The 21,456-nt window shown below is 74.5% G+C and carries 19 protein-coding genes and 1 pseudogene; 17 read left to right on the top strand and 3 right to left on the bottom strand.

Going from position 1 to position 21,456, the window contains the following annotated elements:
- Positions 1-225: 225 nt before the first annotated feature.
- The 10 genes from ABD067_RS12350 (at position 226) to ABD067_RS12395 (ending at position 11,460) form a co-directional block, all read left to right on the top strand.
- The gene (locus ABD067_RS12350) at positions 226-822 is read left to right on the top strand and encodes a transposase (RefSeq protein ID WP_343895641.1); all 597 of its coding nucleotides are present in this window, start codon (positions 226-228) and stop codon (positions 820-822) included.
- A 355-nt stretch (positions 823-1,177) separates the two neighbouring features.
- Complete coding sequence (locus tag ABD067_RS12355; protein WP_343895604.1) at positions 1,178-2,815, top strand: gamma-glutamyltransferase family protein; 1,638 nt, start codon at positions 1,178-1,180, stop codon at positions 2,813-2,815.
- Positions 2,812-3,792 carry a Bug family tripartite tricarboxylate transporter substrate binding protein gene (locus tag ABD067_RS12360; protein WP_343895605.1) on the top strand — a complete coding sequence of 327 codons (981 nt, stop codon included), beginning with the start codon at positions 2,812-2,814 and terminating at the stop codon, positions 3,790-3,792. Before ABD067_RS12355 ends, ABD067_RS12360 begins: the two co-directional genes overlap by 4 nt.
- A gap of 31 nt (positions 3,793-3,823) precedes the next feature.
- Positions 3,824-5,056 (top strand): metal-dependent hydrolase family protein, encoded by a 1,233-nt coding sequence (locus tag ABD067_RS12365; protein WP_343895606.1) that lies wholly within the window; start codon positions 3,824-3,826, stop codon positions 5,054-5,056.
- Entirely contained in the window at positions 5,050-5,862 is an 813-nt protein-coding gene (locus tag ABD067_RS12370; protein ID WP_343895607.1) for an ABC transporter permease, read from the top strand. The genes ABD067_RS12365 and ABD067_RS12370 overlap by 7 nt, the downstream gene beginning before the upstream one ends.
- A 34-nt stretch (positions 5,863-5,896) precedes the next feature.
- Positions 5,897-6,976, top strand: a complete 1,080-nt coding sequence (locus ABD067_RS12375) for an ABC transporter ATP-binding protein (protein ID WP_343895608.1) — start codon at positions 5,897-5,899, stop codon at positions 6,974-6,976.
- Positions 6,973-8,016 (top strand): extracellular solute-binding protein, encoded by a 1,044-nt coding sequence (locus ABD067_RS12380; RefSeq protein WP_343895609.1) that lies wholly within the window; start codon positions 6,973-6,975, stop codon positions 8,014-8,016. The genes ABD067_RS12375 and ABD067_RS12380 overlap by 4 nt, the downstream gene beginning before the upstream one ends.
- Positions 8,017-8,022: 6 nt before the next feature.
- A complete protein-coding gene (locus ABD067_RS12385; RefSeq protein WP_343895610.1) occupies positions 8,023-8,853 on the top strand; it encodes an ABC transporter permease in 831 nt (276 codons plus the stop codon).
- Positions 8,854-8,872: 19 nt separating this feature from the next.
- Positions 8,873-10,477, top strand: coding sequence for an amidohydrolase family protein (locus ABD067_RS12390; RefSeq protein WP_343895611.1), 1,605 nt, complete (start codon positions 8,873-8,875; stop codon positions 10,475-10,477).
- The gene (locus ABD067_RS12395; protein ID WP_343895612.1) at positions 10,474-11,460 is read left to right on the top strand and encodes a CobW family GTP-binding protein; all 987 of its coding nucleotides are present in this window, start codon (positions 10,474-10,476) and stop codon (positions 11,458-11,460) included. Before ABD067_RS12390 ends, ABD067_RS12395 begins: the two co-directional genes overlap by 4 nt.
- An 85-nt stretch (positions 11,461-11,545) precedes the next feature.
- On the opposite strand, the gene ABD067_RS12400 is transcribed toward ABD067_RS12395, so the two are convergent.
- From ABD067_RS12400 to ABD067_RS12410, 3 genes and pseudogenes are all read right to left on the bottom strand, one after another.
- Complete coding sequence (locus ABD067_RS12400; RefSeq protein WP_343895642.1) at positions 11,546-11,983, bottom strand: SDR family NAD(P)-dependent oxidoreductase; 438 nt, start codon at positions 11,981-11,983, stop codon at positions 11,546-11,548.
- Between the two features lie 100 nt (positions 11,984-12,083).
- A pseudogene (locus ABD067_RS12405) lies at positions 12,084-12,410 on the bottom strand (SDR family NAD(P)-dependent oxidoreductase); the annotation flags it as partial.
- A gap of 423 nt (positions 12,411-12,833) precedes the next feature.
- Entirely contained in the window at positions 12,834-13,772 is a 939-nt protein-coding gene (locus ABD067_RS12410) for an acetamidase/formamidase family protein (RefSeq protein WP_343895613.1), read from the bottom strand.
- 819 nt (positions 13,773-14,591) lie between these two features.
- On the opposite strand from ABD067_RS12410, the gene ABD067_RS12415 reads away from it, so the two are divergent.
- The 7 genes from ABD067_RS12415 to trpC all read left to right on the top strand — a co-directional run bounded on the left by ABD067_RS12415 (position 14,592) and on the right by trpC (position 21,456).
- On the top strand, positions 14,592-15,053 hold the full coding sequence (locus ABD067_RS12415) for a hypothetical protein (RefSeq protein ID WP_343895614.1): 462 nt from the start codon (positions 14,592-14,594) through the stop codon (positions 15,051-15,053).
- Entirely contained in the window at positions 15,050-15,502 is a 453-nt protein-coding gene (locus ABD067_RS12420) for a HepT-like ribonuclease domain-containing protein (RefSeq protein WP_343895615.1), read from the top strand. Before ABD067_RS12415 ends, ABD067_RS12420 begins: the two co-directional genes overlap by 4 nt.
- Positions 15,503-16,184: 682 nt before the next feature.
- Positions 16,185-17,987 carry a thiamine pyrophosphate-dependent enzyme gene (locus ABD067_RS12425; RefSeq protein ID WP_343895616.1) on the top strand — a complete coding sequence of 601 codons (1,803 nt, stop codon included), beginning with the start codon at positions 16,185-16,187 and terminating at the stop codon, positions 17,985-17,987.
- Between the two features lie 16 nt (positions 17,988-18,003).
- Positions 18,004-18,951 (top strand): scytonemin biosynthesis cyclase/decarboxylase ScyC, encoded by a 948-nt coding sequence (gene scyC, locus ABD067_RS12430; protein ID WP_343895617.1) that lies wholly within the window; start codon positions 18,004-18,006, stop codon positions 18,949-18,951.
- Complete coding sequence (locus tag ABD067_RS12435; protein ID WP_343895618.1) at positions 18,948-19,574, top strand: anthranilate synthase component II; 627 nt, start codon at positions 18,948-18,950, stop codon at positions 19,572-19,574. Before scyC ends, ABD067_RS12435 begins: the two co-directional genes overlap by 4 nt.
- A complete protein-coding gene (gene trpD / locus ABD067_RS12440) occupies positions 19,571-20,659 on the top strand; it encodes an anthranilate phosphoribosyltransferase (RefSeq protein ID WP_456305248.1) in 1,089 nt (362 codons plus the stop codon). Before ABD067_RS12435 ends, trpD begins: the two co-directional genes overlap by 4 nt.
- Positions 20,656-21,456, top strand: a complete 801-nt coding sequence (trpC, locus tag ABD067_RS12445) for an indole-3-glycerol phosphate synthase TrpC (RefSeq protein ID WP_343895619.1) — start codon at positions 20,656-20,658, stop codon at positions 21,454-21,456. Before trpD ends, trpC begins: the two co-directional genes overlap by 4 nt.

Here is a 21,456-nt window from a genome sequence, read left to right on the forward strand (position 1 = left end):
CCGTGCCGCCCTCGCCGCCGCCGCGGCGCAGCGCGCCGCCGAACACGAGCGCATCCGCCAGCGCCGCACCGAGGAGCGCCGCCACCGCGACGCCGACCCCGCCGAGCGGGCGGCCCACGACGCCGCGCCCGCGCGCGCCCGCGCCGGGGCCGAGAAGACGCGCCGCCGCCGCCGCCCGCCCGCCGGCAGCAAGGTCCGCTACTCCCCCACCGCCCCTGGGAGCCGCTGTCCGACGACGAGTGGGCCGTCCTTTCCCCCTTCGTCGTGCGCGGCGCGGGCGCGGGCCGGCCCGTGCGCGCCCCGCGCGGGCGCCTGGGCGCGATCTTCTGGATGGCCGCGCACCTCCTCCCCGGCCCCGGCTGGTCGCCCGCCCCCTGGCGGACGCTCCCGCCCCGGTTCGGCAAGCGCGACACCGTGGCCCGCCAGTCCCGCCGCTGGGCGCAGGCCGGCCTCTGGACCCGCCTCCTCGAAGCGCTCGCCGGGCCGGACTGCCCCGGCATCGCCATCCTCCGCCGCCTCGGGTCCTGGATCTGCCGCACCTACCGCCGCGCCTGGCGCATCCTGGGCGTCCGGGGCGTCGCGCTCGCCCGCCGCCTCGGCTTCCTGTCCGCGCTGCGCGGCCCGCCCTGGTTCCTGCCCGACCCCCATTTGTCCGAAAGCATCAAAGGCGAGTTCCGCCGCCTCCGAAGGTGCCTGCACGAGAAGGGCAAGGCGGCGATGCGCGCCATGCTGCCCTGCCCGGATTTCTTCCGCGCGGCCGACAAGCTGCTCTGGGCCGCCAGCGGAGGCCGCCGGATCAACCGCCACCTGGCCCCGCCGTGACGGGCGCCGGCGAACGGCAACACCGTGCCGCTCACCGTGTCCGTGGAGGACCCGGGTGTGGGGGCCCGCGCCAACGCCCCGGGGCCGGCGGCGAAGGGTGGCGACCGGGCGAACCCTCGCACCCGAACCCGGCCCGCTGGCGCGGCCGGTCCATCGCGGCCAAGCTGGAGGGGCGATGACACGCCCCCGCCGCCCCGGTTCCGGCAGGCCGCGACCGCGCGCGAACGTCCGCCCGGCGGGCCGTGGCGCGAGCGTACCCCGCTTGCCCGACTTGGCCGCGGCGCCCGTGCCGCGCGTCCTGGAAGGAGAAGGGCGATGAGGCGGTCCACCCGAAGGCCGTGCGGAGCGGGGCGGGATGCCGCGTCCTGAGCGCCGCTTGCCCCGCCCGCGCGCCATGATCGTCGCCCCGCAGCCGGAGGCGGTGGAGGCGGGCGCCGCCGTCCTCGCCGCCGGCGGCAACGCGCTGGACGCCGTGCTCGCCTGCGCCCTCGCGCAAGGCGTGGTGGACCCGATGATGTGCGGCGTCGGCGGCCTCGGCGTGCTGCACCTGTTCGACCCCGCGACGGGCGATCACCGCGTGCTGGACGGCCTCGCCACCTGCCCGGCCGCCTGCGCCGAAGGCATGTGGGAAGAACTGTTCGAGCGCGAGTGCCCGGACGGTTACGGCTACGTGCTGCGCGGCAACGTCAACGAGCTGGGCCACGCCGCCGTCGCCACGCCCGGGATACTCCGCGCCTTCGCCGAGGCGCACCGGCGCTGGGGCCGCCGCCCCTGGGCCGGCCTGTTCGAGCCGGCGATGGCGCTGGCCACCGAGGGCTGGCTGGTGCGCCCCCACGTGGCGGCGATGTTCGCCTTGGACGAGGCCGCCTACGGCCGCCGACCCTACCGCGACAAGCTCGCCTTCACGGAGGACGGCGCGCGGCTCTACCTGCGCCCGGACGGCTCGCCGAAGCGGGTCGGCGACGCCGTGCGGAACCCGGACCTCGCGCGCACGCTCTCCGCGCTCGCCCGGAACGGGGCGGAGGAATTCTACTCGGGCGGCATCGCGCGGCGCATCGCGGACGGGATGGCGCAGGCGGGCGGGCTGCTGTCCGCGGCGGACCTCGACGGCTTCCGCGCGGAGGAGGCCGCGCCGCTCACGGTGGGCTACCGCGGCAGGACAGTCGCCGTGCCGCCGCCGCCGGCCGGCGGGATCATGGTGGCCGAGATGCTCCGCATCCTGGAGCGGTTCGACCTCCCGGCGCTCGGCCACAACAGCGCGGAGCACATGCGCGTGGTGGCGGAGGCGATGAAGGTCGCCGGCCGGGACAAGGACCGCCACGTCGGCGACCCGCGCTTCGTGCCGCCGTTGCCGGACCACCTGCTGTCCGACGCCTACGCGGACGGGCGCGCCGCCGCCATCCGCGCCGGCGAGAAGACCCATCTGCCGCGGACGGGCTCGGACGGGGAGCACACCACCACGGTGTCCTGCGTGGATGCGGACGGCATGGTCGTCTCGCTGACCCACACCCTCGGCGTGCCCTCCGGCGTGATCCCGGCCGGGACGGGCTTCATGCTCAACGGCGCGATGAACTGGTGCGACCCGCGGCCGGGCCGCGCCGGCTCCATCGCGCCCGGCAAGAAGCGCTTCTCCTCCATGACGCCGACGGTCGTGCTGGAGGAAGGGCGGGCGGTCGCCACGATGGGCGCGCCGGGCGGCGCCTGGATACCGATCGCCATCCTGCAGGCGCTGGTGAACCTGCTCGACTTCGGCATGGGGATGCAGGAAGCGGTGCAGGCGCCGCGCTTCAGCGCGACGAGCGACGCGGTGGACGTTTCCAACCGCATCCCGCGCTCGGCGCAACGCGAACTGGAGGCGATGGGCTACGAGGTGCGCCGCTCGCCCTTGAGCTACCCCTTCGCCGCCGTCCACGGCATCTCGATGTGGGACGGGCGCCTCGAAGGCGGCGCCGACCCGCAGCGCGACGGGCTGGCGGCGGGCGTCGCGGCGTGACGCGCCGCCGCTCCGCCTTCGGCCTCGCCATGGCGGCCGGCCTCGCCGCTCCGGCGCTCGGCCAGGCGCCCTGGCCGCGGGCGCGGCCGATCAACCTGATCGTGCCCTTCGCGCCCGGCGGCACCACGGACATCGTCGCCCGCATCCTCGCCGGCGAGCTGTCCCGGCGCCTCGACCAGTCCGTGGTGGTGGAGAACCGGCCCGGCGCGGGGGCCATGCTCGGCACCGGGCAGGCCGCGCGGGCCGCGCCGGACGGCTACACGCTGGTCCTTTCCGTCATCAGCGCCATGGTGGTCGGCAAGGTCCTCGGCGGCGACCGCGTCCCGTGGGACCCGGACCGGGACTTCGCGCACGTGGCGATGGTGATGAGCACGCCGTACCTCATCCTCGTGCGGCCCGACCTGCCGATCCGCACGCCGGCCGACCTGGCGGCCGAGGCGCGGCGGCGGCCGGACGCGCTCAGCTACGGCACGTCCGGGATCGGCTCCATGCCGCACCTCGTCATGCTGCGCTTCCTGGCCGCCGCCGGCGGCCTCGCCATGGCGCACGTGCCGTACCGGGGCGGGGCGCAGATCGCCACGGACATCGCCGCCGGCACCCTGCCGATGATGGTGGACAGCCTGACGGCGGCCAGCGCCAACATCCGCAGCGGCGCCCTGCGCCCGTTGGCGCACACCTGGCCCGAGCGCGTCCCGGCCTTCCCGGACATCCCGACCTTCCGCGAACTGGGCTTCGCCGACCTGGTGGTGGACGGCTGGTCCGGCATCGCCGCGCCCGCGCGCACGCCGCGCCCGGTCCTCGAACGGCTCGCGGCCGCGACGCGCGAAGCCCTGGAAGCGCCCGATGTCGTCCGCCGCTACGCGGAAACCGCGACCGCCCCCGGCCGCGTCTTCCTGGAGGACGCCCAGCGCTTCGTGCGCGAGGAACTCGCGGTCTGGGCGCCCGTCGTCCGCGCTTCCGGCGCCGCGTCGGACTGACGCCCCACCGGCCGCCGCAAGGATCTCCCCGATGCGCACAACCGTCCTGACCAACGCCCGCATCGTCGACGGCACCGCGCCGGAGCCGGGGGCTCCCGTCCGCGTGGTGGTCGAGGGCGGCCTGATCCGCGAGGTGTCCGCCACGGCCGCGATCCCGGGCGGCGCGCGGGTGGTCGACCTGCGCGGCCGAACGCTGATGCCGGGGCTGATCGACGCCCACGTCCACGTGGTCGCCGTCGTCGCCAGCCTGGCCCAGAACGCCGCGCTGCCGGACTCGCTGGTCGCCGCGCGCTCGATCCGCCTGCAACGCGAGATGCTGATGCGCGGCTTCACCACCGTGCGCGACGTGGGCGGCGCCGACCGCGGGCAGGCCGCGGCGGTCGAGGAGGGCACCGTCCTGGGCCCGCGCATGGTCATCGCGGGCAAGGCGCTGAGCCAGACCGGCGGCCACTGCGACTTCCGCGGGCCCTACGACGCAAGCCAGTACCGCTTCGCCGGCCGGCTCGGTTCGCTCGGCCGGCTGTGCGACGGCGTGCCGGAGGTGCGGCGCGCCGCCCGCGAGGAGATCAAGGCCGGTGCGGACTTCATCAAGATCATGGCGAACGGCGGCGTGGCCTCGCCCACGGACCCGATCCACTTCTTGGGCTTTTCCCGCGAGGAGGTCGCGGCCGCGGTGGAGGAGGCGGAGAACGCCGGCACCTACGTGTCGGCGCACCTCTACACGGACGCCGGCATCCGCCGCGCGGTGGAGTGCGGCGTCCACTCGCTGGAGCACTGCAACCTCATCACGCCGGAGACGGCGCACTTGGCCGCGGCGCGCGGCGCGGTGGCGGTGCCGACGCTCGTCACCTACGACAAGCTGGCCGAGGAGGGCGAGGCGCTCGGCATCGCCCCGGAGTCGCTGGCCAAGATCGACGTGGTGCGCCGCGCCGGCCTGGAGTCGCTCGGCGTCATGCACGAGGCGGGTCTGCCCATGGCCTACGGCAGCGACCTGCTGGGCGAGATGCACCGGCACCAGTCGGAGGAATTCGTGATCCGCGGCCGCGTGCTGCCGGCCCAGGCGGTGATCGCCTCCGCCACGGGCATCGCCGCGCGCCTGTGCCGCATGGAGGGCCGCATCGGCGTCGTCGCGCCGGGCGCCTTCGCCGACCTCGTCGTCGTGGACGGCGACCCGCTCGCCGACCTCTCGCTGCTCACGGGCCAGGGGCGCCACATGCCGCTGATCATGAAGGGCGGCGAGATCGTCAAGCACGCCGCATGGTGAGCCCGCCTTCGCCCGGCCGCCTCGCCTTCGGCGCCTGCGTGTTCTTCGCCTTCGCGCTGATGCTCGCCCCCGTAGTCACCGTCATGGCCATCAGCGTGTTCCGGCAGGAGATCGTGTCCTTCCCGCCGCCGGGCTTCACCCTCGAATGGTACGCCAACGCCTGGCAGCGGCAGGAATTCGCGCGCGGCTTCCTGTCCAGCCTCCAGGTGGCGCTGCTGGCGACGCTGGTGGGCGTGCCGCTCGGCACCGCCGCGGCCTTCGCTCTGGTGCGCGCCCGGCCGCCCGGCGGCTCCGCCCTGAACACGCTGCTGCTCGGGCCGTTGGCGGTCCCCGGCGTGGTGGCCGGCACCGCGCTGTACATGTTCTACCTGCGCGCGGAGTTCTGGCTGGACCGCGACATCACCTCGACCTTAGAAGGGCTGGTGGCCGCGCACGCGCTGCTGACGATCCCCTGGACGGTGCGGCTGGTGACGGCGAGCCTGCAAGGGCTCGACCTGTCGGTGGAGGAGGCCGCGGCCAACCTCGGCGCGCGGCCGTTCACCGTGTTCCGGCGGGTGACGCTGCCGGCCATGCGCCCGGGCATCATCGCCGCCTGCCTGTTCTCCTTCATCCAGAGCTTCGAGAACCTGGAGCTGAGCCTGCTGCTGGTCGGCCCCGGCCGCACGACGCTGCCGGTCGCTATGCTCAACTACCTGGAGTTCCGCATCGACCCCACCCTCGCGGCCGTGGCCACGGTGCAGATCCTGCTGGTGGGGGCGCTGATGCTGGTCACGGACCGCTTCGTCTCGATAGCGAGGGTCGTATGACGCCCGACCGCGCCGCCGGCGGGGAGGGGAGCTGATGGGGCGCCTGGTCCTGGAGGCCCTGGGCAAGCGGTACGGCGCTTCGACCGCGGTGGAGCGCGTGGACCTCGACGTGTCGCAAGGGGAGATGGTGGCGCTGCTCGGACCGTCGGGCTGCGGCAAGACCACCACGCTCCGCATGGTCGCGGGCTTCGTGCCGCCCACCGCCGGGCGCGTGCTGATCGGCGGCGAGGACGTGACGCGCAAGCCGCCGCACGCGCGCGACACCGGCATGGTGTTCCAATCCTACGCGCTGTTCCCCCACATGGACGTGGCTTCCAACGTGGCGTTCGGGCTGGAGATGCGCCGGGTGGGCCGCGCCGAGCGCGACGCGCGGGTGCGGGAGGCGCTGCGCCTGGTGCGGCTCGACTCGCTGGATGAGCGGCTGCCGCGGCAGTTGTCGGGCGGGCAGCAGCAGCGGGTGGCGCTGGCCCGCGCGCTGGTAGTCAACCCGTCCGTGTTCCTGCTGGACGAGCCCTTGTCGAACCTCGACGCCAAGCTGCGCGGCGAGGTGCGGATGGAGATCCGGGCGCTGCAGCGGCGGCTCGGCCTCACCACCCTCATCGTCACCCACGACCAAGAGGAGGCGCTGACCATGGCCGACCGCCTGGTTGTGATGGAGCGCGGCCGGGTGCGGCAGGTCGGCACGGCGGAGGACCTGTACGAGCGGCCGGCCGACCCTTTCGTGGCCGGCTTCGTCGGCCGCTGCAACCTCGTCGAAGGCGCGCCCGAAGGCCCCGGCGCGTTCCGCGCCGCGTCCGGCGCCCTCCTGCCGTGCGCCGACGCGGCGCCGTCCGCCGCCGGGCCCTCGGTGCTGGCGATCCGGCCGGAGCACGTCGCCGTGTCGCCGGCGGCGGACGGCGCCGCCCGGATCACGGCCGTGACCTACCTCGGGGCGCAGACCGAGTACCACGTCGAACTCGACGGCACGGCGCTCCTGGCGGTGCGGCCGACGCCTGCGGCCGGCGACCCGCTGCGCCGCCTGGCCCCGGGCGACCCGGCGGCCCTGGATTGGGACCGTTCCGTCGCTAGGCTGCTGCCCTTGGCGGACTCGACCGGGAAAGGACCTGACGCATGACCATCAGCCGACGCGGAACGCTCGCAGCCGGTGCCGCCGCCTTCGCCGCCGCGGCGGCCGGCCTCCCGGGCGTCCCCGCCCGCGCCCAGGCCAAGCAGGTGGTGGTGGGCACATGGGGCGGCGACTACGGGGAGCTGCTGCGGCAGAACATCGACGTCCCCTTGATGCAGCCGCAGGGCATCGAGGTGCTGCAGGACGTCGCCAACGCCGACCCGCGCAAGACCAAGATGCTGGCGGAGCGGCAGGCCCGGCGCGGGACCTTCGACGTGTCCTGCCTGTCGGACACCGACATGCACATGATGGCGCAGCAGAACACGCTGGACGCGCTGGACACCGCCAAGCTGCCCCGCGCCGGCAGCGTGGTGGCCGGCCTGCGCAAGCCTTACGCCGTGCCGCACATCTATTCGGCGCTGGCGCTGCTCTACAACCCGGACAAGGTGGCGGCGCCGCCCAAGGGCTTCGCCGACATGTGGGACCCGAAGTACCGCGGCCGCGTCGGCTTCTCCGACATCCTGTACTCCACCAACACCTTCGCCGCCGCCGTGGCGGGCGGGGGCGGCTTCGGCGACTACGAGCCGGCCAAGCGCAAGCTGATGGAGCTGCGCTCGCTGGACGCCAAGATCTACCCCTCGAACGAGGCGCTGGCGGCGGCGCTGAAGGGCGAGGAGGTGTGGCTGACGCCCATGTGGCTGGCGCGCGGCTACATGTGGCAGAAGGCCGGCATCCCGCTGCGCCACGTCGTGCCGCAGGAAGGCGCCTACGCCATCGTCTTCGAGGCGGCCGTGCCGCGCAACAGCCGCAACAAGGACAACGCCTACGCCTACCTGAACGCCATGCTGCAACCGCAGGCGCAGACGGCCTTCGCCGACCGGATGGGCTACCTGCCCACCGTTACGGACGCCACCCTGCCGCCCGCCATCGCGGAGCGGATCAGCCTGAACGAGGCCGACCAAGCGCGGCTGCGGGCGCCCGACTACGACTACCTGCTCCGCGCCCACGGGGACATCCTCGACTTCTGGAACAAGCAGTTCAAGGCCTGACCCCGCGTGGCCGCCGCGCTCGTCCTCCCGGCGGGGGTGCTGGTGTCGCTGCTCCTGGTGGCGCCCATGCTGCTGCTGTTCCGCATCTCGCTGAACGAGCACAGCCCGACCGAGATGATGGTGGAGGCGCTGACCGCGGCCAATTACCTGCGCGCCGTCGCGGACCCGTACTACCGGCAGGTCCTGCTGACCACGCTCGCGGTGGCCACGGGCAGCACGTTCCTGGCGCTCGCCGTCGGCTTCCCCGCCGCGTACTGGCTGGCCCGCATGGAGAGCCGCTGGAAGAGCTTGGCCACGATCCTGGTGCTGTTCCCGCTGCTGGTCGGTAACGTGGTGCGCGCGGCCGGCTGGCTGGCGCTGCTCGGCAACGAGGGGGCGATCAACGCCGCGCTGCGCGGCCTGGGCGTCGTCTCGGCGCCGCTGCCGCTGCTCTACAACACCGGCGCCGTCGTGGCGGGGATCGTCGCCGTGGTGCTGCCCTACATGATCCTGACGCTCTCGGCCGTGATCGAGAGCATCCCGCGGCAGGCCGAGGAGGCGGCCGCGAACCTGGGGGCGAGGCCGCTGGCGGTGTTCCGCCGCGTGGTGCTGCCCTTGGCGCTGCCCGGCGTCGCCGCGGGCTCGGTGCTGGTGTTCGTGCTGTGCATGAACACCTACGCCACCGCCATCCTGCTGGGCGGCCCGCAGTTCAAGATGATGGCGCCGGCCGTGTACGACCAGTTCGTGCGCGGCAACAACTGGCCGTTCGGCGCCGCGCTCGCCTTCATCCTGCTCGGCATCACGCTGGCGCTGACGGTGGCCGGCAGCGCCGCGCTCGGCCGGAGGTACCGCCGATGACACCGCGGGGGGAAACGCCATGACGGACGGCTCGGCTGGAGGCGACGCGCCGCGCGTCGGCGAGGAGATCACCGCCAAGAACGCCAAGCTCGGGATGCCGCCCGTGCCGGCGGCCACGGGGCGCGACCGCGGCGCCGGGCCGTTCCGCCGCTTGGTGCTGCGCGGCGCCACGGTGATCGACGGCACCGGCGCGCCGCCCTGGGGGCCGGTGGACATCGTCGTGGAGGAGGACCGGATCGCCGCCATCGTCGGCGTCGGCACGCCGGGCAAGCCCATAGACCCGTCCCGGCGCCCGCCGGCCGGCGACCACGAGATCGACTGCCACGGCAGGTTCGTCACGCCCGGCCTGATCGACTGCCACACCCACATCGGCGTGCCCTACCACGCGCTGCACGGCGCGGTGGCCCCGGCCGACTACGTGTACAAGCTTTGGCTCGCCCACGGCGTGACCACGGTGCGCGAGATGGGCTGCTTCAGCGGCCTCGGTTGGGTGACGGGGCAGCGCGACGCGTCCGCCGCCAACGCCATCGCGGCGCCGCGCATCCGGGCGCACCCTTACTTCCCCGCCGTCAACGACATGCTCAAGACCATCCACACGCCCGACGAGGCGCGCGAGTGGCTGCGGCGGGCCAAGGACGCCGGCGCGGACGGCATCAAGTTCTTCGGGGCGCCGCCCGCCATCATGCGCGCGGCCCTGGAGGAGTGCGGCCGGCTCGGCCTGCGCACCGGCTGCCACCACGCGCAGCAGGCGGTCACGCGCATGAACGCGCTGACCACGGCGCGGTGGGGCCTCACCAGCGCGGAGCACTACTACGGCCTGCCGGAGGCGCTGTACGATGAGCGGGCCGTGCAGGACTACCCGCCCGGCTACAACTACAACGACGAGTATTTCCGCTTCTCCGCCGCCGGGCAGACCTTCCTGCAAGCCGCCGAGCCGGGCAGCGCCAAGTGGAACGAGGTGCTTGAGCGCTTCCTGGAGATCGACTTCACCTTCGTGCCCACCTTCACGATCTACGACGCCAACCGCGATCTGATGCGCTTCCGCCGCGCCGACTGGCACGACGGGTACACCTGGCCCAGCATGTGGCGGTACTTCCAGCCGGCCCGCGGCGGCCACGGCGCCTACTGGTATCGCTGGTCCGTCGCCAACGAGGTCGAGTGGAAGCAGCATTACCGGCTCTGGATGCGGTTCCTCAACGCCTACAAGAACCGCGGCGGGCGCGTCTGCACCGGCAGCGACTCCGGCTTCATCTTCCAGATCTTCGGCTACGGCTACGTCCGCGAGCTGGAGCTGCTGCAAGAAGCCGGCTTCAACCCGCTGGAAGTGCTGCGCTCGGCGACCATCCTGGGCGCCGAGCTGCTCGGCATCGACGGCGAGACCGGCAGCGTCGAGGTCGGCAAGGCCGCCGACCTCCTGGTGCTGGACGAGAACCCGCTGGACGACTTCAAGCTGCTCTACGGCACCGGCGCGCTGCGGCTGAACGACGACACCGGCAAGCCCGAATGGCGCCGGGCCCTGCGCCAAACCATCCGCGCCGGGCTCGTGTTCGACTGCGAAGAGCTGCTGGCCGACGTGCGCGCCATGGTGGCCGCCCAAAAGGAAGCCGAGGCGGCCGGGGCGTGACCGCGCCGACCGAGTTCATCGTGCTGGCGGGCTTTCTCGGCAGCGGCAAGACCTCCTTGCTGGTGGACTGGCTCGCCCAGCCCGAGGCCGCCGACACGGCGGTCATCGTCAACGAGGCCGGCGAGATCGACGTGGACGGCGCCATCCTCGCCGACAGCGGCGCGGTGCCGATGGCGATGCTGGCCAACGGCTGCGTGTGCTGCTCTCTGACCAGCGACCTGGTGTTCACCGTGCGGGCCTTGCTGGACGGGCGCGCCCGCGCCGGGCTGCCGCCGTTCCGCCGGATCGTGCTGGAGTGCTCCGGCCTTTCGAAGCCGGGTCCGATCCTGCGCTCCCTGCTGCCGCTGGCGCCCCTCGGACTCCGCGTGCGCGTCCTCGTCACCTGCGACGCGTCGCAGGCGCCGGGTCGGGCGGCGCGCTTCGAGGAGTGGTCGGCGCAGATCGCCGCCGCGGGCGCGGTGGTGTTCACCAAGCTGGACCTGTCCGGCGTTTCCGACGCCGAGGCGCTGGTCGCCGCCGTCAACCCGCTCGCGGCGCGGGTGGTGGAGGCGGACCGCGCGACGCGCGCGCGGGCGGCTTTCGCGGACATCCCCGAGGGCTTCGCCGGGGCGGCCGCGCCGGCCCTCCCCGCGGCCGGCGCGCATCCCCGCGTGGCCGTTCTGCGCGCGTCCTTCACCCATGGCGCCTCGTGGGAGGACCGCCTCGACTGGCTGGAGGACCTCGCCGCGTTCTGCGGCGACCGCCTGTTGCGCGTGAAGGGCTTCCTCCGCCGCCCGGGCTCGGACGTCCCCGTGCTCGTCCAGGCGGTGGGCACCCTGTTCGGCCCCCCGAGCCCGATGCCCGGGGCGCGCGGCGCGGCGGAGGGTCTGGTGGTGATCGCCCGCGACCTCGACGCGGACGGACTCCGCGCCGCCATGCCCGGCGCCCCCGTCCGGCTGACGGCGCCCCGAGGGCGGCCGCCGCGGATCTGCGCCCCGGCATGACCCGCGCCGCGCGCCGCCGAGGGGCGAGGCGGTGCCGGAGGGCGCGCCATGCCCGTGGCGCGACCGGCGTCCGGCCCGACGCGGCCTACGGCGCCCGGGTGCTCCGCCTCGCCCCGCACGCCGCCGGCGCCACTCCCGAAGGCGAGCGGGGCCGCCGCTGACCGCGCGGCGGCCGCGCCGCGGGGGGGGGCGGCGTCACGTCCCCGCCGTCCACGACGAAGCTCTGCGCGGTGCGGCTCCCGGACGCGCGCGACGCGAGGAACAGCGCCACCCGAGCGACGTCGTCCGGCCTCATCGCGCGCTTGAGGCACTGCCCCTTGAGCAGGTTCGCCTCCGCCGCCGGCGCCACCCAGAGCGACCGCTGCCGCTCCGTCATGATCCAGCCGGGGATCACGGCGCTCACCCGAACGCCGGCCGGCCCAAGGTCCCGCGCGAGCCCGCGCGTCAGCCTCTCCATCCCCGCCTTGGCGGTCACGTAGGCCGGCATCCCGCCTGTGGCGCGGCGCCACGAGACCGAGCCCATGTTCACCACCGCCCCGTCCTGCCCGGCCGCGCGGAGGGCGTCCCAGCGCCGCTTGGGTGGCGAAAAAGGCGTGGCGGAGATTCGTCGCGTGCCGCTCGTCCCGGTACTCCGGCGTCCGGTCCTCGATCCGGTGCCGGTCGTCGCGCGCGGCGTTGTTGACGAGCTTGGAAACGGGGCCGAGCGCCGCGTGCAACTCGGCCAAGGCGGCCCGCAGCGCGGCGATGTCGGTCAGGTCCGCGAGCGCCGCCTGCGCCGCGCCGCCGAGGCCGGACTCCAGCCGCCGCGCCGCCGCCTCGTCGCGGTCCACGAAGCCGACGCGGGCGCCTTGCGCGGCGAACGCGCGCACGACCGCCTCCCCGATGCCGGACGCGCCGCCCGTCACCACCGCGACCTTGCCGCGCAGGGCGGGATGGACCGCCTCCGTCACGGCGCGCCCGCCGCCGAAGGAGCGCGTGCGCGGACCTCGGCGCGGCGGAACCGGAGCCGCCCCGGCCAACCGCCCATGCCGTCCCCTCCGGTGTTCGCCGCGCGATGGTGCAGGCGCCGCCGGGGAGCACAAGCGAGGCGGCGGGCCGCGATCGGTCCGAGTGTCCGGAGTGGCCGCCGTCCCCGCCGGCCACTCCGAAGGGGTGCCTGGAAGCGTTCGCCCAACTCCACCGGGACGCGGTGGAACTCGTCGCGGCCCGGCTGGAAGGGCGCGAGCCCGACGCGCCGGCGTCCCTGGCGCCCACGGTCGATGACGGCGCGCGGGGTGTCCGCTTCCTCGAAGCCGCCGTGGAGGCGGGCCGCCGCGGGGCCTGGGTCGGCGCGGCGCCGCACCCGCGGGCCCAGGCCGCGCGGGGGCGCCGCGTCAAAGGTGGCGCTTGGCGAGCAGCATGTGGCAGCCCTTGTTGCCGTCCACGGTCTGCGTCACGCGCAGGTCGCCGGCGAGCGAGCAGAGCATGTAGGCTTGGTTGCGCGACAGGTTGGTCCGCGCGCAGACCTCGCGCACCATCTCCCGCACCGCCTGCTTGGCCGCGTCGTCCAGGTCCTCGTCGATCCCGATGGAGATCAGGTGCGTCGCGTTCTCCGCGAAGGGCGTCCGGTGGCGCAGGTCCTTGCGCACCGTGAGCCGGAAGGCGCCCTTCATCCCGGTCTCCAGCGCGGTGATGCACACCTCGCCGTCGCCCTGCACCCCGTGGCCGTCGCCGGCGTAGAACAAGGCGCCTTCCGCGAACACGGGCAGGAACAGCGTGGCGCCCGGCTTCAGCTCCTTGTTGTCCATGTTGCCGCCGAAGGCGCGCGGCACGTTCGTCGTCACCCGCCCCCACTCGGGCGGCGGCGCGGTGCCGATCACGCCGAAGAACGGGTCGAGCGGCAGCTCCGTCCCCCAGGGCAGGCGGCACACGCCCCGCGCGCGGTCCACGCGGGGGTGGATCGTCTCGTACTCGGTGAACTCGTCCGGCAGCGTGCCGAGCAGCGGCAGGACGGCCACCCAGCCCCAGTCCATCGTCGGCTCGACGGAGAGGATGTCCACCTGCAAGGTGTCCCCCGGCTCCGCGCCGCGCACGAACACCGGCCCGGTGACGAAGTGCGCGCCCGGCCCCTGCGGCAGCGTCTCGATCGCCGCCAGGCATTCGGCCGGCACCAGCGAGCGGTCGGCCGGCAAGGTGGACGCGCCGCCCGCCGGCACGCAGGCCAACGCCACCGTGTCGCCGGACTCGACACGGAGCACGGGCTTTGTCGCGGCGTCGAGGTAGCCCCACACCATGTTCTCGGGCGTCGCGGGCAGATCGTGCTGGGAAGGCATGGCGGTTCTCCTCGCGTCGGGCGCCGGGTGCGCCGGCCGGTGGCCCGCTCGGAGGCGCGCGCGACCCGCGGGGGGTGGAAAACCGCTGCGGGAGTCGCGAAGGCCCGGCGTCACGTGCGCGGCTGCTCCAGGCGGATGGAGCCGTGCGATCGTCAGGCGTCGTCCCTGCCCACGAGTATCGCCGCGCCGCGCGCCACGCGGCAAGGCCCGCCAAGCCGGCGCCAGGGCCGGAAGCGTTCTTGTCGCCCTGCAACTTTCCTCCCGAGCCCGCCGCCCGCGCGGGCATGTGGGCTTCGGCGCTCCCGTGCCGCGGCGTTCAATGGATGACGATTGCCACGCCAGTCGTCATCAAATGGCAATGGTCCTTTTACTGTTCGATACATGACGGAAGCCGCGTCGCCCGGCATCTTTGCCGGTCGAACTCACCTCCTCTTGAAGTGCGTCTTGCCTGAAGCTCTCCAGATCGGTTTCCCACCGGCAACGCGGGCCGTCGCTTCTTGCCCCTCGCAGGCGGGGCGCCGGTGCGGCCGACCGGGAACCGGGACAGGCGCTGGAGGCTGCGGGGGTCACGTTCCGATGGTGCGCGCCTCAGTATCCAACCACAATCCCGACTCGTGGGTTCACGAAACCGTCGCGAAACGCAAGTACTCCGGCGCTTGCGTTTGCAATATGTGTTCCCTTGCAGACAATCCTTCATTCCCTAAGCTGAACAACATTCGCATATTTTCTTGCAGGGCTGCCGAACTGCTGCCTTGCAGCATCCGTTCGCGCCTTCACATGCGTGCACATACAAGACTGAAGGCGCAAGGGACCATGGCCATGACGATCTCGACCATCCCCGCGGTTCTCTCCGTCCGGCTGCCCTCGCCGTCGCGGGACCGGCTGAAGGCGGCGGCCGCCGCACGGGGGGAAACGGTGCAAGGGTTGGTGGGGTCGCTGGTGGACCGCTTCCTGGCGGAAGACGGGAAGCGGGCGCCGGAGCTGGCGCGGGCGCTCGGGGCGCTGCGGGCGGCGGGGCCGGGTTTGCGGGGGCGCTGGGGCGTGCGAGGGCTGTGGGTGGTGGGCGCAGTCGCGCGGGGCGACGCCGCGCCGCCGGGGACGGCGGTGGAGATCGAGTGCGAATTCGAGCCGGGGGCGCGGGTGTCGCTGGTGGGGCTGGCGTCCCTGCGGGCTGAGCTGGCGGCGTCGCTGGGCGCCCCTGTTGCGTTGGCAGAACGTGCGGCGCTGCCGCCGGGGCCCGCGCGCGACGCCGCCGAGCGCGACGCGGTGCGCGCGCTGTGAGCGCGGCCGCCCCGCCGGGCCGGCCGGACGGCGCCGCCGCGGGCGGCCCCGGTCCCGGCCACGCGCACGATCTGCGCGGGCGGTTGCGGGCGATCAGGGCCGCGGCGGAGGACGTTCGCGCCTTCGCCGCCGGGCTCGACGACGCGCGCCTGCTCGCCTTGCCCGAGGCGGACCGCCGCACCTACCGCGCGCTGAAGGATGCCCTGCTGGAGATCAGCGAAAGGGCGGGCGAGTTGCCGCCGCCCCTCCTCGCCCGCCACCCCGGCGTCGACTGGCGCGGGTGGACGGGCCTGCGGGACATGGCTTCGCAGCGCGACTTCGGCGCGGAGCTGCGCCGCCTGGGTTTGGCGGTCGCGGACGACCTGCCCGCGTTGCTCGCCGCCGTGGAAGCCGAACTCGCCCGGCCCGGGGACGACGCCCCGGAATGCCGCTCGCCCGACCTGGGGTAGCACGGCGCTTGCGCGAGCCCGCCCGCCCACACCGGGCGGCGCGGCTGCGGGCGCGGGCGTGAGGAACGAGCGCGGCAAGCGCCGGCCGCAAGCCGCGCGGCCCGCCCTTCCCGCGTTCGCCGCCCCGCCACCTGACCATCCGGCCCGCCCACGGCCGCCCTCGCAACCGTCGCGCGGCTGAGGGCGCTGGGCCGCTGTTCACGCCCGGCGCCACGCGTGCGCTCGCGTGCCCGGCGCGAACTCCTCTTCCCGCCATCCGCGACGCCGCGCACCCGCGGCGCGACGCCGCTCGCCCCCCGCCGCCCGGCGCGTCGCAACGCCGCTTGCCGCCGAGCCGGCTTGCATCGGAGCCAGCGTGCGGGCGGCCCAGCGTGAAGCAAAGCCAGCCTGCCGCCGCACGGACAGCGCCGCAATCCGGGAAGCCTGCAAAATAAAGAAGCAAACAATGCTAGTAAAGCTGACCTTCATTTCTCACATTTCCTTGACGATTTGGGGGCTTCTATTTTGGGGCTCTTGAGGTTTGCTGATGCCGACGAAAGTAACGGCACAAGCAAGGGAGCACCCGGCTCTGGCCGTCCAGTCCGCCGCGTCGGCGCGGCGCTGGGCGGACCGGGGCGCGGGCGGGTTCGGGTCGACGCGGGCGCCGCCGGCGCGCCGCCGGGGCATCACAGTGGGGCACGGCATGACGGATCTCGGAAGCAACGTGCAGGCGGGGGAGCGGCTCGCGTCGGTGGTGGAGCCGCCGCGCACCGTAGCGGAGGCGCTCGCCGAAGCGCTGCGCGAATTGGGGGCGGTCCACGCCTGCGGCGTGTCCGGCGGCGCGCAGGCGCTGCTCTGGGCGGCGCTCTCCAAGCGCTTGGACGTGCTGCACTTCCGGCACGAAAGCGGCGCTGCCTTCGCCGCGACGGAGGCCTACTTCGCCAGCGGCCGCCCCGCGGTGGTGTTCGCCACCACCGGTCCCGGCATCACGAACGCCCTCACCGGCGTCCTGGCCGCGCGCACGGAGGGCGCCAAGGTCGTGCTGGTGACGGCCTACGCCTCGGCGCCGCAGCGCGGGCGCGGCGGCATCCAGGAGACCAGCGGCTACACCATGCCCGCCAGCGGGCTGTTCGAAGCCGGTGCGTGGTTCGACGACGCCGTGGTCCTGGAAACGCCCGACCAGTTGCCGCAGGTGCTGCGCCGCTTGGCGGCCGGGCTGCGGCGCCCGGGCGGCTACGTCGCGCACCTCAGCGTCCCAAACGCCGTGCAGGGCGCGCCCCTGACCCAGCCGCTGCCGCGCTTCGCGCGGGCGGACGCGGACGGCGCCGGCGACCCGTCCGCACGGCCGGACCCGAACCGCGCCGCGGTGTCGCGCTGCGTCGAGCTGCTGTCGCGGGCGCCCTTCGCCATCTGGGCGGGCTTCGGCGCGCGCGGCGCCGCCGCCGAGCTGCGCGCGCTGGCCGAGCGGGCCGAGGCGCCGGTGATGTGCTCGCCGCGCGCCAAGGGCCTGTTCCCGGAGGACCACCCGCTGTTCGTCGGCGTGACCGGCATGGGCGGGCACACGGCGGCCGCCGTGGCCTACATGCGCGGCGACCGCGCGCCGCGGCGCGTGCTGGTGCTCGGGACGCGGCTGGGCGAGCCGACCTCCTTCTGGAACCCCGCCCTCGTGCCGGCCGACGGCTTCGTGCACGTGGACATCGACCCGATGGTGCCGGGGGTGGCCTACCCGCAGGCCGAGACCTTCGCGGTGCAGGCGGAGACGGGCGACTTCCTCCGGGCGCTGCTCGCGGCGTTGCCGTCGCCGGGCGGCGGGGCCGCGCCGCAGCGCGCCGTGCCGCGGCCGCACCCCGGCCTCCCGGCGCCGGACGGCGCTTCGCGGGTGCGCCCGGACGCGCTGATGGCGGCGGTGCAGCGCGCGGTGGTGGACGGCGGCGACGCCGTGGTGCTCGCCGAGTCCGGCAACTCCTTCACCTGGGCGACGCACTGCCTGCGCTTCGCCGAGCCGGGGCGCTACCGGGTCAGCACCAACCTCGGCTCCATGGGCCACGCCGCCACCGGCGTCCTTGGCGCGGCCCTCGGGCGCAACGGCCGGGCCGTCGCGATCGTCGGCGACGGCGCCATGCTGATGAACAGCGGCGAGGTGAGCACCGCGGTGAAGCGCGGCCTGCCGGCGACGTGGATCGTGCTCAACGACGGCCGCTACAACATGTGCTTCCAGGGCATGGCGGCCCTCGGCATGTCCGGCCTCGCCGACGCGGTCTTCCCGCCCACCGACTTCGCCATGCTCGGCCGGGCGATGGGCGCGCGCGGCGCGCGCGTGGAGAGCGAGGACGCGCTGGAAGCGGCGCTGGCCGAGGCCGTCTCGACGCCCGGCCCGTTCGTCCTCGACGTGCTCATCGACGCCGACCGGCCGGCGCCCGCCCTTGGCCGGAACGAAGGATTGCGCGCCGCCCAGGCGGCGCGGAGCGAGCACGCGGGGATGAGCTTCCCCGTGGTCGGCGCTTAACGAGGAGCACGCCGCCGTGGAAAGCAACACCTTCGCCACGTCCACCTACATCGCCACGTCGCCGGAGGCCGCGGTCGAGTACTTGCGCGACCTGCGGAACCTGGACGAGTGGACGCTCTACAGCCGGATGGTCGAGCAGGTGGATGAGAATACCTGGCGCGGCACGGCGTCGGGCTACCAGCACGACCTCTTCTACCACGCGCGCCCGATCGAGACGCCGCTGTTCCGCGGCGTGGAGTGGCACTGCGGGTTCGAGCCCGGCAAGTACTTCCAGTGCTACCCGGCCGTGGTCTTCCCGGCTCCCTACGTCGGGTCGGACGAGCCGGGCGTCTACTTCCACTGGCTCTCCTTCATCGGCCCCGAGCGGCGCACGCCGATGATCATGCAGGGCATCGACTACGTGCACACGGCTGAGATCCGCTCGTTGAAGGGTGCGCTGGAACGTAAGGCCGGCTTGAAGGCGGCGGCACGCGGCCGCTTCGAGATCCAGACCGCCTCCATCTTCGTGGACGCGCCGCTGGAGCTTTCGGCCGGCTACCTCGGCGACATCCGCAACTTGGCGGAGTGGGCCTACTTCATCAAACCGGACGGCGAGGCCGAAGGCGGCAAGGGCCGCTTCACCGACGAGTACGGCCAGCCTGTCGAGGTGGAACTCCGCTCGCACGACTGCTTCAACTACGTGATCCTGGAGTTCGCGCACCACTACCGCGAGCAGGGCTACACGCAGCGCAACCTGATGTTCCTGGTGCCCTGCGCCTACGCCTTCGGCAACCCGAAGGCGAAGGGCTGCATCCAGCACCGGATCGCGTTCTTCGAGAAGGGCGCGCCGCCGCCGCACGGCAAGCTCCAGCTCCAGGACTACGGGGCGGAGGCGATGAGCCTCAAGCGCCGTCTGGAAGAGAAGGCCGGCAACCTCGCCTCCTTCGGGCGCGGCATGAGCTACCTGCCGGAGGGCGAAGCGTGAGCGCGGCCGGCGCCCGCCCCGCCGGCGCGAACGCCGCCGCCGTGCTGCTGCTCGACAACTACGACAGCTTCACCTTCAACCTGTTCCACTACCTCGGCGAACTCGGCGCGGCGGTGGAGGTGCTCCGCAACGACGCCGCCACGCCGGGCGAGGCGATGGCGGCGCGCCCGGACGCGGTGGTGATCTCGCCGGGGCCGTGCGACCCCGACCGCGCGGGCATTTCGCTCGGCCTCATCGGGGAGGCCGCGCCCGTGTGCCCTGTGCTGGGCGTGTGCCTCGGGCACCAGGCCATCGGCCAAGCCTTCGGCGGCAAGGTGGTGCGGGCGCCGGCTCCGGTGCACGGCAAGACCAGCCTCGTCCACCACGACGACACCGGCGTTTTCCGCGGCTTGCCGAACCCGTTCCGCGCCACGCGCTACCACAGCCTGGTCGTCGAGCGGGACGGCCTGCCGGGCGAGCTGGTGCCGAACGCCTGGACCGAGGACGGGCTGGTCATGGGCCTCCGCCACGAGCGGTTGCCCGTCCACGGCGTGCAGTTCCACCCCGAGAGCATCGAGACCGCGGCGGGCCACGACCTGCTGCGGAACTTCCTGGCCCTCGTCCCGGAAAGGGCCCCGGCGTGAGCGCGAACCTGGAGACGGCTGGCGCCGCGCCCGCGGGCGCGGCGCCGGAGGGCCTCGTCGCCGCCGACGCCCTCCGGCCGACCCTGAACCGCCTCGCCGCCGGCGCGACGCTGACGCAGGAGCAGGCCGAGGCCGCCTTCGGGGCGATGATGCAGGGCCGCGCCACGCCGCCCCAGATCGGCGGCCTGCTGATGGCCATGCGCGTGCGTGGCGAGACCGTGGACGAGATCACCGGCGCCGTGCGCGCCATGCGCGCGAGCATGGTGCCCGTGGAGGCGCCGGAAGGGGCGATCGACACCTGCGGCACCGGCGGCGACGCCGCGGGGACGTTCAACATCTCCACGGCCGCGGCCTTCGTCGTGGCGGGCTGCGGCGTCCCGGTGGCCAAGCACGGCAACCGCGCATCGTCCTCGCGGTCGGGCGCGGCGGACGTGCTCGAAGCGCTGGGCGTCAACCTCGACGCGCCGTTGGAGGCGTCGGCCCGGACGCTGCGCGAGGACGGCATCGGCTTCCTGTTCGCGCCGCGCCACCACGCCGCGATGCGTCACGTCGGCCCGTGCCGGCGCGACCTCGGCACGCGGACGGTCTTCAACCTGCTCGGGCCGCTCGCCAACCCGGCCGGGGCGCGGCGCCAACTGCTCGGCGTGTTCGGGGCCGAGTGGGTGCGGCCGCTCGCGGAGGTGCTGCGCGCCCTCGGCTCCGAGCGCGCCTGGGTGGTGCACGGGGAGGACGGGCTGGACGAGCTGACCACCACCGGCGCGTCGGCGGTCGCGGAGCTGCGCGACGGCGAGATCACCCGGTTCGAGGTCGCGCCGGAGCGGATCGGCATCCCCCGCGCGGCCCCGGCCGACCTCAAGGGCGGCGACGCGCGCGACAACGCCGCGGCGCTCCGGTCGCTCCTAGGCGGCGCCGCCGGCCCGTACCGCGACATCGCGGTGCTGAACGCCGCGGCGGCGCTCGTGGTCGCGGGCCGCGCGCGGCGGCTGGAGGAGGGCGCCGTGCTCGCGCGCTGGTCCATCGACTCCGGCGCAGCGGCCCGGCGGCTCGAAGCTCTGGTGCGCGCCACCAACGAGGCCGCCCCGTGATCGGCGCGCTGGGCGAGATCTGCGCGGCCAAGCGCGAGCACGTGGCGGCTTGCCGGGCGAGCCGTCCTCTGGGTGTCCTGGAAGCCGCGCTGCCCGGGGCGCCGCCGCCGCGCGGCTTCGCCCGGGCCCTGCGCGCCGAGGCGGAGGCGGGCCGCCCCGCCCTGATCGCCGAGATCAAGCGGCGCAGCCCGAGCCGGGGGCTGATCCGGGCCGATTTCCACCCCCCGACGCTGGCGCGGGCCTACGCCGCCGGCGGCGCGGCGTGCCTTTCGGTGCTGACGGACTGTCCGTACTTCGGGGGCGAGATCGGGCACCTCGTCGCCGCGCGCGGGTCGGTGGGCCTGCCGGTGCTCCGCAAGGACTTCATCGTCGACCCCTACCAGGTGGTCGAGGCCCGCGCGGCGGGCGCGGACGCGCTGCTGCTCATCATGGCGGCCCTCGGCACCGGGCAGGCGGAGGAGCTGGAGGCGGCGGCGCACGGCCTCGGGCTGGACGTGCTGGTCGAGGTGCACGGCGAGGCCGAGCTCGAACGCGCGCTGCGGCTGCGCTCGCCCCTCATCGGCGTCAACAACCGCGACCTCTGGTCGCTCAGGGTCGACCTCGCCACCACCGAGCGGCTGGCGCCCCTGGTGCCCGCGGACCGCCTGCTGGTGTGCGAGAGCGGAATCGGCTCGCACGGGGATCTGGAGCGCATGGCCGCGGCCGGGGCGCGCTGCTTCCTCGTCGGGGAAGGCCTCATGCGGCAGGCGGACGTCGCCGCCGCGACGGCGGCCCTGCTGGGCAGGGTGCCGGCATGA

The organism is Craurococcus roseus, from assembly GCF_039523795.1.
Classification (GTDB): domain Bacteria; phylum Pseudomonadota; class Alphaproteobacteria; order Acetobacterales; family Acetobacteraceae; genus Craurococcus; species Craurococcus roseus.

What these genes read in the sequence shown, in the direction of transcription:
- ABD067_RS12355 (WP_343895604.1), top strand. Translation starts at nt 1,178, where the DNA reads ATGCCGCGTCCTGAGCGCCGCTTGCCCCGCCCGCGCGCCATGATCGTC.
- ABD067_RS12365 (WP_343895606.1), top strand. Translation starts at nt 3,824, where the DNA reads ATGCGCACAACCGTCCTGACCAACGCCCGCATCGTCGACGGCACCGCG.
- ABD067_RS12370 (WP_343895607.1), top strand. Translation starts at nt 5,050, where the DNA reads ATGGTGAGCCCGCCTTCGCCCGGCCGCCTCGCCTTCGGCGCCTGCGTG.
- ABD067_RS12375 (WP_343895608.1), top strand. Translation starts at nt 5,897, where the DNA reads ATGGGGCGCCTGGTCCTGGAGGCCCTGGGCAAGCGGTACGGCGCTTCG.
- ABD067_RS12380 (WP_343895609.1), top strand. Translation starts at nt 6,973, where the DNA reads ATGACCATCAGCCGACGCGGAACGCTCGCAGCCGGTGCCGCCGCCTTC.
- ABD067_RS12390 (WP_343895611.1), top strand. Translation starts at nt 8,873, where the DNA reads ATGACGGACGGCTCGGCTGGAGGCGACGCGCCGCGCGTCGGCGAGGAG.
- ABD067_RS12400 (WP_343895642.1), bottom strand. Translation starts at nt 11,983, where the DNA reads ATGGGCTCGGTCTCGTGGCGCCGCGCCACAGGCGGGATGCCGGCCTAC.
- ABD067_RS12410 (WP_343895613.1), bottom strand. Translation starts at nt 13,772, where the DNA reads ATGCCTTCCCAGCACGATCTGCCCGCGACGCCCGAGAACATGGTGTGG.
- ABD067_RS12415 (WP_343895614.1), top strand. Translation starts at nt 14,592, where the DNA reads ATGACGATCTCGACCATCCCCGCGGTTCTCTCCGTCCGGCTGCCCTCG.
- ABD067_RS12425 (WP_343895616.1), top strand. Translation starts at nt 16,185, where the DNA reads ATGACGGATCTCGGAAGCAACGTGCAGGCGGGGGAGCGGCTCGCGTCG.